This is a genomic window from Marinobacter sp. EhC06 (assembly GCF_001650915.1).
Lineage (GTDB): Bacteria > Pseudomonadota > Gammaproteobacteria > Pseudomonadales > Oleiphilaceae > Marinobacter.
In genome coordinates this window covers 43,898-57,652 of the sequence record NZ_LXYO01000003.1, presented here as the reverse complement: position 1 = coordinate 57,652, position 13,755 = coordinate 43,898, and the positions used below count along the sequence as shown (strand labels likewise).

18 protein-coding genes are annotated in these 13,755 nt (G+C 54.1%); 15 read left to right on the top strand and 3 right to left on the bottom strand.

Annotated elements, in window-relative coordinates:
* Positions 1-8: 8 nt before the first annotated feature.
* On the top strand, positions 9-1,745 hold the full coding sequence (locus A8B84_RS03415) for an isocitrate/isopropylmalate family dehydrogenase (protein ID WP_064227965.1): 1,737 nt from the start codon (positions 9-11) through the stop codon (positions 1,743-1,745).
* Between the two features lie 96 nt (positions 1,746-1,841).
* Positions 1,842-2,252 (top strand): ACT domain-containing protein, encoded by a 411-nt coding sequence (locus A8B84_RS03410; protein WP_064227964.1) that lies wholly within the window; start codon positions 1,842-1,844, stop codon positions 2,250-2,252.
* A 13-nt stretch (positions 2,253-2,265) separates the two neighbouring features.
* On the opposite strand, the gene A8B84_RS21960 is transcribed toward A8B84_RS03410, so the two are convergent.
* Positions 2,266-2,400, bottom strand: coding sequence for a hypothetical protein (locus A8B84_RS21960; RefSeq protein WP_264753885.1), 135 nt, complete (start codon positions 2,398-2,400; stop codon positions 2,266-2,268).
* 237 nt (positions 2,401-2,637) lie between these two features.
* Between A8B84_RS21960 and A8B84_RS03405 the strand changes: the two genes are divergently transcribed.
* The 4 genes from A8B84_RS03405 (at position 2,638) to A8B84_RS03390 (ending at position 5,775) form a co-directional block, all read left to right on the top strand.
* Complete coding sequence (locus A8B84_RS03405) at positions 2,638-3,639, top strand: AraC family transcriptional regulator (RefSeq protein WP_064227963.1); 1,002 nt, start codon at positions 2,638-2,640, stop codon at positions 3,637-3,639.
* A 111-nt stretch (positions 3,640-3,750) separates the two neighbouring features.
* Complete coding sequence (locus A8B84_RS03400; RefSeq protein ID WP_064227962.1) at positions 3,751-4,593, top strand: NAD(P)H-binding protein; 843 nt, start codon at positions 3,751-3,753, stop codon at positions 4,591-4,593.
* Between the two features lie 98 nt (positions 4,594-4,691).
* A complete protein-coding gene (locus A8B84_RS03395; protein WP_064227961.1) occupies positions 4,692-5,105 on the top strand; it encodes a hypothetical protein in 414 nt (137 codons plus the stop codon).
* 100 nt (positions 5,106-5,205) lie between these two features.
* Positions 5,206-5,775, top strand: coding sequence for a pyridoxamine 5'-phosphate oxidase family protein (locus tag A8B84_RS03390; RefSeq protein ID WP_064227960.1), 570 nt, complete (start codon positions 5,206-5,208; stop codon positions 5,773-5,775).
* Between the two features lie 7 nt (positions 5,776-5,782).
* Here the strand turns inward: A8B84_RS03390 and A8B84_RS03385 are convergent, their stop codons facing one another.
* Entirely contained in the window at positions 5,783-6,247 is a 465-nt protein-coding gene (locus A8B84_RS03385) for a MarR family winged helix-turn-helix transcriptional regulator (protein ID WP_064227959.1), read from the bottom strand.
* 183 nt (positions 6,248-6,430) lie between these two features.
* On the opposite strand from A8B84_RS03385, the gene A8B84_RS03380 reads away from it, so the two are divergent.
* A complete protein-coding gene (locus A8B84_RS03380; RefSeq protein ID WP_064227958.1) occupies positions 6,431-7,411 on the top strand; it encodes a LysR family transcriptional regulator in 981 nt (326 codons plus the stop codon).
* Between the two features lie 76 nt (positions 7,412-7,487).
* A complete protein-coding gene (locus tag A8B84_RS21630) occupies positions 7,488-7,658 on the top strand; it encodes a hypothetical protein (RefSeq protein WP_162841243.1) in 171 nt (56 codons plus the stop codon).
* Positions 7,659-7,741: 83 nt separating this feature from the next.
* On the opposite strand, the gene A8B84_RS03375 is transcribed toward A8B84_RS21630, so the two are convergent.
* Positions 7,742-8,593: an AraC family transcriptional regulator gene (locus A8B84_RS03375; RefSeq protein WP_064227957.1), complete on the bottom strand. Its 852-nt coding sequence runs from the start codon at positions 8,591-8,593 to the stop codon at positions 7,742-7,744.
* A 109-nt stretch (positions 8,594-8,702) separates the two neighbouring features.
* Between A8B84_RS03375 and A8B84_RS03370 the strand changes: the two genes are divergently transcribed.
* The 7 genes from A8B84_RS03370 to A8B84_RS03340 all read left to right on the top strand — a co-directional run bounded on the left by A8B84_RS03370 (position 8,703) and on the right by A8B84_RS03340 (position 13,648).
* Entirely contained in the window at positions 8,703-9,173 is a 471-nt protein-coding gene (locus A8B84_RS03370; RefSeq protein ID WP_064227956.1) for a YHS domain-containing (seleno)protein, read from the top strand.
* Between the two features lie 84 nt (positions 9,174-9,257).
* On the top strand, positions 9,258-9,542 hold the full coding sequence (locus A8B84_RS03365) for a DUF2282 domain-containing protein (RefSeq protein ID WP_064227955.1): 285 nt from the start codon (positions 9,258-9,260) through the stop codon (positions 9,540-9,542).
* 5 nt (positions 9,543-9,547) lie between these two features.
* Complete coding sequence (locus tag A8B84_RS03360) at positions 9,548-10,459, top strand: DUF692 domain-containing protein (RefSeq protein WP_064227954.1); 912 nt, start codon at positions 9,548-9,550, stop codon at positions 10,457-10,459.
* Complete coding sequence (locus A8B84_RS03355) at positions 10,446-11,195, top strand: DNA-binding domain-containing protein (protein ID WP_064227953.1); 750 nt, start codon at positions 10,446-10,448, stop codon at positions 11,193-11,195. Before A8B84_RS03360 ends, A8B84_RS03355 begins: the two co-directional genes overlap by 14 nt.
* Positions 11,196-11,207: 12 nt before the next feature.
* Positions 11,208-11,663 (top strand): DoxX family protein, encoded by a 456-nt coding sequence (locus A8B84_RS03350; RefSeq protein ID WP_064227952.1) that lies wholly within the window; start codon positions 11,208-11,210, stop codon positions 11,661-11,663.
* A 109-nt stretch (positions 11,664-11,772) separates the two neighbouring features.
* Positions 11,773-12,111 (top strand): thioredoxin family protein, encoded by a 339-nt coding sequence (locus tag A8B84_RS03345; RefSeq protein ID WP_064227951.1) that lies wholly within the window; start codon positions 11,773-11,775, stop codon positions 12,109-12,111.
* Between the two features lie 136 nt (positions 12,112-12,247).
* Entirely contained in the window at positions 12,248-13,648 is a 1,401-nt protein-coding gene (locus A8B84_RS03340) for a PLP-dependent aminotransferase family protein (RefSeq protein WP_064227950.1), read from the top strand.
* Positions 13,649-13,755: the final 107 nt, after the last annotated feature.

The following is a 13,755-nucleotide window of genomic DNA, read 5'->3' as shown; positions in this document are numbered from 1 at the left end:
AGACTTTCATGGACAGCAGAATCAGTGTGACCTCGCCTCTCGTGATCCTTCACGGCGACGAAATGGCCCAGGTTGCGTTTGAGCATATTCTCAAGAAGTTCGTGAGCTCACGGCTTGATATTCAGCTTGAGGAAATCGATCTGTCCGCGGAAAACCGCCTGCTGACCAATGGCCGGGTGGTAATCGATGCCATCGATTCGCTCCAGCGCCACGGCGTGGGCGTGAAGAATGCTGGTATGACGGTGAACCGTCAGCAGTTGGAGGACTTGCTCCGCAAGCATCCGGATGTGGATGGCAACAACCTGCATCCGCTGGCGAACAAGTCTCCCAACGGTGCTATCCGGAAGGGTATCAGCGGCAACATTACCCGGGAAGACATCAAGTTCCGCAACCTCAATATCCGCCGGCCGGAGTGGGTAGGGCGCGATATTGAGGTGGATACCATGGAATTCGGTGGCATCAAGGACAGCTTCAACCAGCTGTCCATGGCAACCGGTGTGGTCAAACTGATGTTTGTGGGCAGCAGTGGCGACCCGGTAGAGCTGCATCGGCGAGAGATTCGCAAGGGCGATCCGTGGCTGCTTGCTACCAACGACATCGAGGATGTTAAAGCCTGGGCCCACCGTTTCTTCCAGCGGGCCATCGCAGAAAAACGCGATGTGTACCTGGGCCTTAAAGACACCGTGATCCCAGGCTATGACGGCGCCATGCGCTCGGTGATCGAGGACATCTATCACAGCGACTATAAGAAGCAGATCGAAGATCTGGGGCTAAAGTACTACTACGAGCTTATTGATGCCCAGGCTGCGCGCATTGTCTCCAACCCGCCGGAGCGCGCACTCTGGGGGGTGCCGGACAACACCACCGGCCGTAAACTGCTCAAGCTGGTCAATCAGCTTCGCGAGTTTGGCATTCCGGGCCGGGGTGCCCACGTGTCCATCTCACGTATGAGTGCCGGTGGCGGCGACCAGTATGGCAGCTTCAACATGGCGGCGAAGGAGGATGGCATTCTCAAGGTGATTGTCGACGGTGACGAGAAGCATGCCCGCCGGGTCAGGAAGGGCGATCCCATGCTGCTCATGTCCAATGACCGGGAAGCCATCAAGGACTGGGTACTGCAGGTTTTCCGGGATGCGTCGCGCAAGGACAAAGAGGTGTATTTCGGTCTTAAGCGCGAGTACATGGAGTACGACGAAGTCTACAGCGACGTAATTACCGAAGTGCGTCGGGAACTGGCCAGCGAACACACGCCGCCGCCCTCGTTCATGATCATGCGGCCCTCGAGCCAGCTCAAGAAGATGATCACAGATCCACCCAGGAACGCTCTTTATCCTTCCCAGAACCTGGATGGCGACATCTTTTCGGACATTTCAGCGGCGCTCGGTGGCAGTCTGGCGACCGCCAGTTCGATCATCGAGAGCAAGGACGGCACCATGCTGTTCGAGGCGCCCCATGGCACAGCTCATGATCTGTACCTGAAGTATCTGGAGAGCGACGGGAAAGTGGCCCATTTCAATCCGTCGGCGTTGATCTTCGCGCTGGCCAATGCCCTGGAGACTCTCGGTGAAAGAGAGGGGAACGAGCCTCTGAGCCAATACGCCGTTCAATTGAAGGTCGCGTTAACCGACACGGTCGACCGGGGCATTGTTACTGCAGACCTGAAGGGCAAAACCGTTGATCCGGATTCGGAACAGGTGGTGGATATGATTGGATTTCTGGAGGCCGTGGAAAAGGCGCTCCAGTGATCTGTTTGCTATTTTAAAGAGAGGATTTGTTTGAAAATCAGCGCTGCCAAACTTCCTCAATGAATTCTAACGACCCTCGGCCTAAGGACAGTCAAAATGATGCGAACACAGTTCCTGCAGGATTTGATTAAGCAGCTCTCGCCAACACTGGATGAGACGACGTACGTTTACTGCACTGTGCCAAAGGCAAAGTACGGGGATCTGGAACACCTTAAGCCCATTGTCAGCATTGCTGAACTGGAAGGGCTGACTCTGGTTATTCCGCTTGAAGAGGCCAAAGCCGAGGGCCTGGACTATTACAGAGTCTTCAGGCGTATCACCCTTGAAGGCCACTCCAGCCTTGAGGCTCTGGGCCTGACATCGGTGGTGACGAGCCTGCTGGCCGAACGGGGCATTACCACCAACGTTATTGCAGGCTTCTATCACGACCACATGTTTGTGCCCAGTGATCGGACTGATGAGGCAATGAGGGCCCTCAAGGAACTCGCAAGCAATCCAGGTGGCTGAACGCTACTGCCGTTTAAGAGCCGGTGAGCTGGTTGTCGTTCTGCTTCTGAATCATCTGAGTTTTGCCGGCGGCATATCTGAGCGTAATGGCCAAAGTGAAGAATGCCGCCAATCCGCCAAACAGAGTAATCACGGGGATAATGTTCATAGGTTTTAAACCTCCAGTGGTTTAAGTCGGGTATCGGTATCGCATCCAAGCTTATAGTTAGTATACGAAGAAAAGTCCGACCCTGGCGTATGCAGAAACCATTACTGCTCGTATGCAAATACCCCTAGTTCGTCTTTGCCGTACAGATGTACCTCCATATGCTGCGCCAGAGGCGCCGCTTTCTGACAAGGCTGAAGAGGTTGCACAACCAATAGAACATGGATTATCTATGTTGCCATGGCTCAAATAACTTCACTGTATGTCTACAAGGTGGTCAGTCAGGCAAGCCCGGGCGTCGAAACGCGGGACTTGATACGTAAACTTGGCCTTCCCGTGGACGGCCCCATTGATCCCACTCAGATGGTGTCTTCAACAGAGTATTATGATTTCTTTGCTGCTTTGGTTGATCGAGATCCCAATGGCCTCTCATTGCCGCTGAAAATCGGTGCCTCAATGCGAAGCGACGAGTACGGCGCCTTTGGCCTGGCCTGGAAATCCGCGCCGACCTTGCGCGGTTCATTTACAAGGGCAGAGCGGTACGGGCATGTTCTTGGCAGTGCAGAAACGTATTCGCTTGAGGAAACGACAGAGGGGTTCCTATTCAACCTTGAAAAAGCAGGGGATGGTTGTCCGGGCATGCTGCTCTCCAATGAGGCCAGCATGTCGGCGGTATATACCATTAGCAAAGAAGTCAGCTCCTCGAATTTCATTCCTTTTGCCATTTATTTCAAGCATGCGCCGAGAGGCGATACCAGAGTGTACGAGAACCATTTCGGTTGCCCGGTCCATTTCGAGACGGGACGAGATGCGGTGCTTGTAAGTAAAGAGAGCATCGAAATCCCCAACAGGCTGGGCGATGAATCCATCGCCAAGTTTTTTGACCGACATCTTGAACAGCAACTGAACTCCCTTAAGGGCGAGATCGACCTGCAACAACAGGTCCGGCGTGCAGTCGCCAACGTGCTTAGCGAAGGGGTACCGAAGCTTTCCCGGATTGCGTCCGAACTGAATCTGGGCGCACGGACACTGCAAAGAAGACTGTCAGAGCAGGGTTATTCCTTTCAAAACGTCGTCGACATGGCGCAGAAGGATCTCGCACAGAGGCTTCTGCGCGAGACAGATTACAGTCTTGCCGAAGTCGCCTTCCTGACCGGATTTGCTGAGCAGAGTGGGTTCACTCGGGCTTTCAAGCGCTGGGCGGGACAGACTCCACGATCCTATCGACTTCGAACTCGCTGAAGCTGAGTTCGAAGTTGTCGCCAGCTGCACAAACTCTGGCACCCTGGGGCAATAACAAACAATACTGTTCCTCGAAAATTGACTTGCACTTAAGAAAAAAGGAGCAAGTCAATGAAACCATCCAATCAGGCACATCAAACAATTCTTGTCGTAGGCGGTACCGGAAAAACCGGCAAACGCGTCGTTGATCAGCTGAAAGACAGCGGTTATGAGGTTCGAGTTGGATCCCGCTCGGCCATCCCGTCTTTTGATTGGGGCAACGAAAAAAGCTGGGACCCTTGCCTCACTGGCGTCACTTCAGCCTATATCACCTACTCACCAGACCTGGCCATGCCCGGCGCAACCGACGCTATCCAGGCGTTTGTGAGCCTGGCGAAACGACGCGGCGTGAAGCGGCTCGTCCTGTTATCCGGCCGTGGCGAAGCCGAGGCTCAAGCCTGCGAAGACATTGTCCAGGAATCTGGCCTCGAATGGACCATCGTCCGCGCTAGCTGGTTTAACCAGAACTTTTCTGAAGGCGCATTCATCGACATGGTGTTGAATGGTGCCATCACTCTGCCAGCAGGCGATCAGGTCGAGCCTTTCGTTGATGTCGATGACATCGCAGACGTGGCTGTTGCGGCCCTGACTCAGGACAGCCACAGCGGGCGCATCTATGAAGTGACGGGGCCAAGACTCATGACATTCGCAGACGTGGCCAACGATCTTTCCCGCGCGACCGGTCGCGAGATTTCATTCATCGACGTGCCTCACAAGAGCTTTATCACAGACATGGAGAACTCCGGGGCGCCCGAGGATGTGGTCTGGATGCTGGATTATCTATTCGCAACGGTTCTTGACGGCCGTAACGCTCATTTGACCGATGGCGTTCATCAGGCACTTGGTCGCCCGCCGAAAGACTTTGCTGTGTTCGCAGAAGAAGTGGCCAGAACAGGTATTTGGGAAGAGCGCTAAGCGCGCCTGGCCCATGAATTGAGGCAGGTTTGGCAGGCGCATACAGCAGTTGTCAAACCTGACGCTTTCCCACTTTTAACTCACAGGTAGCATGAAGAATGCTTGATAAGATACTGTTAACAATATCAATCGCACTTTACGCAATTGCTGTCCCGTATTTGGAAATCAACGACACCCACGTGTTCAACCCGGACTGGGTAGCCCATGCGAGATTGCACGAAGTGTGGCAACTGATTACCAACTCTTCTCTCGGTGCGATTGCCCTGTGGCTTACCTGGATGTCTGTCGATGGAAGGGGCAAAGCAAGTGTTATTGCGCTGGTGGTCACCGGCGGTTTCCTTGCAGCCTACGCCTTACAGGGTTCATACGGCGGATCAATGGTGCATCCGGATGGTACGGAAAAGACTCTATTAGGCATCAATGTTGGCGTGATTGGATTCGGCTGGGTATTCATGAGTTCAGTTTTCACGCTCGTTAGAGCAGGGCGCCAGGATGCTAAAAATAGGGATTGAGGCTGTCTAAAAATAATGGCGACGCGATGTAACACTTGAGCCGGCCGGGTTACTGATAGCTAACAGGAACAGAAAGCTAAGAGAATCTTAGGAGCCCATCATGGCGCACAAGTTTGCGGAAATCGCTTTTACCCGGACCGTTAAGCGGGTTCAGGAGGAAATGGGCAGCCGGTCGGGTTACTCATCCATTGAGACCGGCCCCGACCGAAACCATCTGCTCAGGGATCGGGAGCGCAGCTTCATTGAAGTTCGGGACAGCTTCTACATTGCCAGCGTCAGTGAGACAGGCTGGCCTTACATCCAGCATCGGGGTGGGCCAGCCGGATTTTTGAAGGTAATAGACCAGTCGACCATCGGGTTTGCTGATTACTCGGGCAACCGTCAGTACGTGACGACGGGTAACGTGTTGAACAATGATCGCGTGGCGCTGTTCCTGATGGATTATCCTAACCGCAGAAGACTGAAACTCCTTGGCAGGATGGCATTGGTCGGTCACGAACAGTCTTCAATTCTCGAGCACTTGCAGGACCAAAGTTACAAAGCCCAGGTAGAGAAGGGCATGATCATTCGCGTCGAAGCCTTCGACTGGAATTGTCCGCAACACATAACCCCTCGCTACACTCAGGCAGAGGTCGAAGCCCTGCTCGAGTCCATGCGCGACGAGGTCTGAACCAATATCACAGGGAAGACTGAAGCTTGCCGCTGTAGTGCCGGAGTTTGCCTACGGTTACCGACCAGTCATCTGCCCCTACCATATCGGTAAACTCACCGTGAGCTTCTTCCCATCTTACCAATGCCTGCTGATATATTTCCTCGCCCTCCGCCGTCAGAGCCAGGCCCAGTGAGCGCTTGTGGCCTGTTGGCTGGGACTGCAGCAAGCTCTTGGCAATCAGTTTTTCAACCGTTCGCTGAAGTGATGTCCGCTCCATGCCGAGTAGCTCCGCCAGCTCGTTGATAGAGTTTGGGGGTGACAGTTTGATGGCATTCAGAATTGAGAACTGGGTAATCCTGAGACCGGTATCGGAAAGGTGATGGTTGTAGTGACGGGTTACCAGCCTGGAAAAAACACGGGAGTAAAGAGCCGCGCAGGTTCTGGCAACGTCAAGAGGCGTTGTTTCCTGATCGACAGACTGCTCAGACATGTTGGGCTCCTGCTTATGAAGTGTATATGCATGATCCTAGGTTGTAGCCCGCGCATTGTCCAGCCAATCAGGTTAACGGAGTTGACGGGAATCTTGCGCAGCTTCAGTAACAGATAGGCCCGCTGGACGTCTGTGCAGTAAGGATCACTCTATAACGTCCTCATCAAACACGAGGGAGGCACCATGAAAAACCAGGAACTCAACCTGTTACACGTGTTCAGCGCCATCATGACGGAAGGCTCAATCACACGAGCTGCGGACCGCCTCGGCATGACCCAGCCAGCGGTTTCGAACGTTGTTTCCCGCATGCGGACGGCCTGGAAAGATCCTCTCTTCGTGAAGCGCGGCCGGCAGGTGGAGCCAACCTCCTATGCCCAAAGTCTCTGGGACCAGATCCGTAATCCGTTGCACGAGCTTTCCAACGCCGTAAATTCCACCCGCTTTACGCCCGGTGAATCCCGCAGAACGTTTAGGGTCGCCGTCACTGATCTGATACTCGAGATGATCTGGCAACCCCTGGTTTCCGAGCTGCAGAAAAGTGCGCCGGGGATTGATCTGCATGCGGTGCCTTTCTCGCCGGCTACCGCAGCGAATCATCTGCGTGAAGCAAGTGTCGATTTCGTGATCGGGTTTTTCGAGCAGCACGATCACAGCCTGAGAAGCCTCTGGCTGTTCGATACCGGCTATGTATTGGCCATGAGAAGTGGCCATGAGCTGAGTGGCCGGCCAGTTGATCTTGATGCCTTTCTGAGTGCCCAACATCTGCTGGCAACCATGTCGGGTGAGGCCCATGGTGTTGTCGACGATACACTCAACAGGCGTGGCCTGGAGAGACGCGTGGCAGTAACGGTAAACCATTTCTCCGCAGTTCCAAATCTGCTCCGAAACTCCGACCTGGTTGCTACGATCCCGGAAGTGATTACCGGCGACTGTGAATTCTGCGCAGGTATTTCCATCACCAGTCTGCCAATTGAGGTGGAGCCCACCAGCCTGTATCTGGCATGGCACACCCGCCACGACCGGGACCCGGGCATTATCTGGATCCGGAGCGTGATCGAGCGGGTCGCAAAAGAGTGTTGGGCAAACGCGATGGCGGCCAGAGCGCTCGATTGCGGTCCGCTGACCGTGATCAAACCCGGCCTGGACAATCGGCCCATTAACTAGAACGCCTGTCCCTTTGTAGAGGTGCTCCAGTGATTACTATTTCTCTCGTAAACATCAACCACTGGAGAAACCCATCATGAAAAACGTAACTGCCAAAGCACTGCTTCTTGTTTCCATCGCCCTGATCTCGGCGTCCGCCAGCGCCACTCTGGCCGACAGAAAGTCAGACAACGACGATTACAGCGAGAGCGTCAGCAGCCCGTACAGCGGCCAAAAATTCATCCGCGGTCAGGTTGTTCTGAAGTAAACGCTGCACCACAAGAAAAACGGGCAAGGATTCAGCATCCTTGCCCGTTTTTTGTTGCCCAGCGATCACGCCACGTTGGCGTTTTACTCAGCTTCGGCATTCTCCGCCTCGGCGGCTGTCGCATTCAGCTTTTTCCACTCCCTAGGAGTCATACCAGTATTCTTTTTGAAGGCCCTGGAAAATCCGGATGCGTCCTCATAGCCCACTTCAAAGCACACGATCGACATGGGTTTGTCCTTCAGGATGAGTTTTTTTGCTGCGGATATCCGGGCGTTCTGAACGTATTCGCCAGGTGCCAGACCGAGCACGTTCTTGAAGTGCTGAATAAAGGTCGAGCGGGACATCATCGCAACTTCAGCAAGCTTCTCCACGGAAAGGTCCCCGTTAAGGTTGCTGTCAATCCGATTCAGGACCTTGCTGAGCTGTCGGTCCGCAAGCGCGGAGAGTATTCCCTTGGGTGTTTCCCCTTCGGAGACAATGTGCCGGAGCACATTCACGAAAACCACCTCGACCAGTCGGTTCATAACAGCGTCCCGCCCCTCCTGGGCAGCTTCGGCTTCAGCGAACAGCACATCCACGAATGATCCGAGGCCCTGAACAGAAGAGAGGGGAAGTACGACTGATGGAGGTAGCGCCGCAAGGACCGGGTTGCGCGAGCCAGTCTGGAACTTGATTGACGCGCAAATCATCTCGGCGCCTTCCTTGTTGGCACCGAAAAGCTGATGGGGCTGGGACCGCACTGAGAAAATCATGGTTGGTTCTGTGAGCGTAATCTTCTCTCGGTTGCCTTCCATGATGTCGAGTACCCCCGAACGGAGTACATGGATGTAGCCGGTTCCTTCTTCTTCGAAGGAAGCGAGTCCGCAGAGCTGGCCCCGAAAGAACACACCGGCGTTCACGTTGAGCTGGTCGAGAATGTAAGAAAGCCTGTCCATAAGCACTCCAGATAATTGGCATAGAAGTTTGAACGATCGTACTCATTCAGTACCCCTCCAGGCCTTAATGTTTCAAACGTAGTCATCATTCATTCAAAGGAGATACCCAATGACTCGTTCCAAGAAACTTCGTGCCTTCGTTGCTGTTGCCTCTATGAGCGCCGCTTTTGGTGCTTTTGCTGCCGATATCGATATGAACGCCGATGCCAATGATGTTGCCATCAGCGGCTACGATCCGGTGGCCTACTTTTCCGATTCAGAAGCCACCAAGGGTTCTGCGGAATACACCGCTACCTACAAGAACGCGATCTACCACTTCTCCAGCGCAGAGAATCGTGATCAGTTTCGTGCCGACCCCAGTGCTTATGCGCCCCAGTACGGTGGTTACTGCGCGTTCGGCGTAACCATGGAGAAGAAATTCGACGTTGATCCTGAAGCCTGGCGCATTGTCGATAACAAGCTCTACCTGAACCTGAACAAAGACGTGCAGAAGCGTTGGCTCACTGATGTACCTGGCTTCATCGCCAATGCCAACGACATCTGGCCTGAGATCAAAACTGTGGAAGCAGCCGAGCTGTAATTCTCTGCCAGTGATATGAGCAAGTGCCAGGGTCCTTGGCATTTCCGGTCAAGGACCCTGAACCACACTTTGAAGGTGATCGATATGAACCAGAAGCTTCTTTTGAGCGCGGCATTGGCCGCCGCATTGGCCGGCGCCATGTCTGCACCCCTCGCACATGCTGGTGGCAAGGAAAAGTGTTACGGCATCTCAGCGGTTGGCGGTAACGATTGTGCCAACCTTGCGGGAACGCACTCCTGTGCAGGGCAGTCGAAAGTCGCCAACGACCCGGGTGAGTACAAGATTGTCGAGAAGGGCACCTGTGAAGACCTGGGTGGCTTTGACAAGGAAACGGCCCTGAAAATCATTGCTGAGAAAAGCAAAGGTTAAGTGGCATGAGTAACCGTCAGGACATAGTCCCAGCCAGGCCGGAACCCGGGAGCAGCACTGTTGGGGTAGGGTTACGACCAGACCACTATCAGGACGCTCTCGAGCACGCCCCTTCGGTAGATTTTCTTGAGGTGCACTCGGAGAATTTCTTCGCGGAGGCAGGAATCGCTGTCGATCTGTTGAAGGAGGTTTCGGCCAGCACGCCAATCAGCCTTCATGGCACCTCGGCAGGCCTCGGGTCCGTTGAGGCGATTCCTGACGATTACCTCAGGCAACTCAAACGTCTTGTGGACCGGGTAAACCCGATATTGGTGTCAGACCACCTGTGTTTTACCTGGGCAAGGATTGGTGGACGCCTCTTTCATGGTGGGGATCTTCTGCCCATCCCCTACACCGAAGACAGTCTCAGGCATGCGGTGAACAACATTGACCGAATGCAACAGGCCCTGGGCCGCCAGATCGCGGTGGAGAACGTCTGTGCGTACATCGAGTTTGACCACAATGATTTCGACGAGGCCGCTTTTCTGAATGAAATCGTTGCCCGCACGGGCTGCGGCTTAATTCTTGATATCAATAACGTGATGGTGAACGCCCGGAATGCGCAAGTCGGCGAACCGGCGGATTTTGTTGACCGTTACGTTGCGTCTCTCGATCACTCCGCCATTGCGGAAATTCATCTTGCAGGCTCTACGCCAGTGGATAGGGAAGAGCTACTGATTGATGACCATGCCTGCCCGGTATCCGAGGCTGGATGGCACGCCTATGGGCGAGTGATCCGAGAGATCGGCCCAAGGCCCACGTTGATCGAATGGGACAACAACCTCCCGTCGTGGCGCAAACTTCTTGGGGAAGCCACCAAAGCCAGAAAAGCACAACGCCGGGTATTGAGCAGGGAGCACAGCCATGAATCTGTCTGATTACCAGAGCCAGTTTCTGGCGTTCCTGTTTGGCGGTACCAACGAACCGGCGCTGCCCAATTCGGAGGTGTATCGATTCGGGGTGGAGGCCAAGGCGGTTCGAGCCCTTGAGCTCAGTTATCCGACGGTGAAGGCACTGGTAGGACCGGCGGCCTTTGAGGAACTGGCCCTGGATTATTTCAGAATGATCCGGAAACAGAGCGGCGACTGGAGTGATTTCGGCTGGGGATTTCCGAGCTGGATGATCTCGCATCGGATTTCAGACCGGGTTCCCTATCTCTCCGACGTGGCGCGACTAGACAACTACGTGGGCCGGGTTGAGCGCAGCCAGTACCAAGAAGTGGACTTCGAGAGCTTTGCTGCGATCGGAGAGGATCTTTCGTCCTGTCGGCTCATTCTAAATAGCGGGCTTCAGTTCTTCAGTTCCGTTTATCCAATCGTCAGCATATGGGAAGCACACAAAAGCCACACCCCTCAAGACACACTCAGCTTTGCTCAAGCAAAAAGAATGATCGCCAAAGGCCGAGGCCAGAACGCTCTGGTTTATCGAGCGGGTTGGCGAGGCATGGCGGAAGCCATTTCTGAAAAGGAAATTGCGCTGCTCGATCGTCTCAGGAAACAGCCAAGTATTGCCGAAGCGTTCGGTGACGATGTTCTGAATGAAACGAATTTTACCGGTTGGCTGCAAGACATGATCTCAAAAAGGGTCATCGTTGGCGCCAGAACCATTCATTGAGAGGAGATTGATATGAAAACCTTAGCGTACAGTTTTTACGGATTAAATGATTCGGTTCAGCGAATCGTCCGAGGCCTGCTACCCGTTGCACTGCTTCTTGGGCGCCTCTACGTGGCATGGGTGTTCTTCAAAGCCGGCCTCACCAAGATTGATGACTGGGGAACGACGCTGTTTTTGTTTGAAGAAGAATACAGCGTGCCGCTGTTAAGCCCGGATTTGGCTGCCTTCCTGGCCACGTTCGGGGAACTGGTGTTTCCCGTCCTGCTCGCCCTTGGCCTGCTTTCTCTGGTGTCTTCTCTGGGGCTGTTTGTGATCAACATAGTTGCGGTTATCAGCCTGGAAATGATCGCGCCGGCAGCCGAACTGACCCACGTGGTCTGGGGCCTGATCCTGATGGCACTGGCCATGTGTGGGCCCGGTCTGTTCTCGCTGGATAAGCTCATTGGCGACAGGTTGAGAAGAGCCTGATCCAGAATTGTTCACCCCTTGGCGTATTCGGCATTCTCCCTCGCATCGATAGTGTTCGCCGGGTACGCCCTTTTTCTTAATTGAAGTTATTGTCCGGAGGATATCCGCTGTGCCGATCGTAAACCTGAATACATTTGACGAACTGGGAGATCTTGCCAACAGGCACGAGTGGCTCCTGCTGGATTTTTGGGCTCCCTGGTGTGCGCCGTGCAAGGTTATGAACCCGGTTCTGGAGCAGTTCAGTCAATTGAACCCTGAAACTGCAGTGGTAAAAGTGGACGTGGACAAGAAGCATGATCTTGCTGCCAAGTTCGGCGTTAGAGCCATTCCGACCCTGGTTCTGCTGAGACGAGACCAGTTCATGGGCCAGGAAGCAGGCTCCAAGTCCCTGAAGGACCTGACTAACTGGTTAGACGGTCTGAAAGAGAAGGTATCGCAGTTAGCGTGAGTTGTTGGCGGTGTTCAGAGTAAACTCAGTTTGCCGGGCTCAAGCCCGGCTTTTTTATGCGGGAATAGCGAGTGTTTTGTACTCTGTTCGCAATTGAGATGAATCGTTTGAACGTGCGTTGGAGAAGAATTACACAATGACGGTCGAATTGCCGAGATACCAGAAACTTGAGAATACTCTGCGACAGAGTATTGAAAGTGGCCGCTGGCAAGCTGGCGAACGACTCCCTTCAATAAGGACACTTTGTCACCAGCAAGGCGTTTCCAAGATTACGGTTCAGCATGCACTGCAGCGACTTGAAGCTCAGGGATTGATCGAGGCTCGGGAGCGCAGCGGCTTTTTCGTTGCGCCTGGCCATCGAGAGTTCGAGCCCCCCAGGCAAGCCTCGACACTCGCCGCACCCAAACCGGTTTCGGTGAGCCAGGTGTTTCAGGACATCATGACTCGAAGCGCTGCCTTTGATTTGCTCCCTGATCACCGCCGCGAAGTAGCGCCGCCGGGCATTGTTCAACTTAACCGGTCGATTGGGCGGGCACTGAGGCGTCAATCGGCAAGCTTTCAATACTATGACGAGCCGGCTGGTGACCCGGAGCTGAGATCCCAGCTTGCCCTGCGATCAGCCCGAAGAGGGTGGACGGCTGATGCCGATCAATTCTGCATCACATCTGGCTGCCAACAGTCCCTGTTTCTGGCCTTGATGGCCGTTTGCCAGCGCGGTGATGTGGTTGCAGTGGAAGCTCCGGGATTTTATGGAGTTCTTCAGTTACTTGAACAACTTCAGCTCAAGGTAGTCGAGATACCTGCGTCGCCGAACAGTGGTATGGATATACAGGCGCTTGAGGAGACTCTTCAGACCTGGGACGTAAAAGCTTGCGTGGTTTCACCGGCCTTTGCTACACCGACGGGCGCTGTGATGCCCCATGAAACCCGCGTGCGTCTGCTCGCGCTGGCCGATCAACATCAGCTTGCCATTATCGAGGATGACATTTATGGCGAATCGGGTTGGTTAAACGTACCCGACACTCTGAAAGCGATTGATGAATCTGACCGGGTCATCCATTGCAGCTCTTTTTCCAAGGTGCTTTCGAGAGATCTCCGTTTGGGGTGGGTGTCAGGAGGAAGATGGCACCAGCAAATCATGCAACTCAAACTGACGTCCCAGTTGGCGAGTAGTCGGTTTTTACAACAAGGAGTGGCGGATTTTATTGCAGAGGGTGGCTACTCATCCTTCCTCCGGCGCTATCGACAAAGTTTGCGCCAGCAGCGAGATCATTTGCTGACTCTTCTGGGAGACTGGCCGTTGCCTTTGCGTGCGACGGCTCCCAGTGGAGGCCTGGCTCTGTGGGTAGAGCTGCCTCCGGAGGTCGACACCTTGAGTCTTTACGCCGAAACGCTGAAAGAGGGCATTGTCATCACCCCTGGCAGCCTCTTTTCGGTATCAGGAAGGTTTTCAAACTGCCTGAGAATCAGTTTTGCCCATCCCTGGAATGGCGCCCGGATTGCCGCTTTGCACCGGTTATCCGAACTGGTGTCCTGAAGATTCCTTATCTGTCCCTATTGTTTATAAAAAAAGTGGTCCTGCCCCTATTTGATGCGAGCGATTATCCTCCTGCCATCCGTTTCTTATCGAATGTGGCAAGGTGC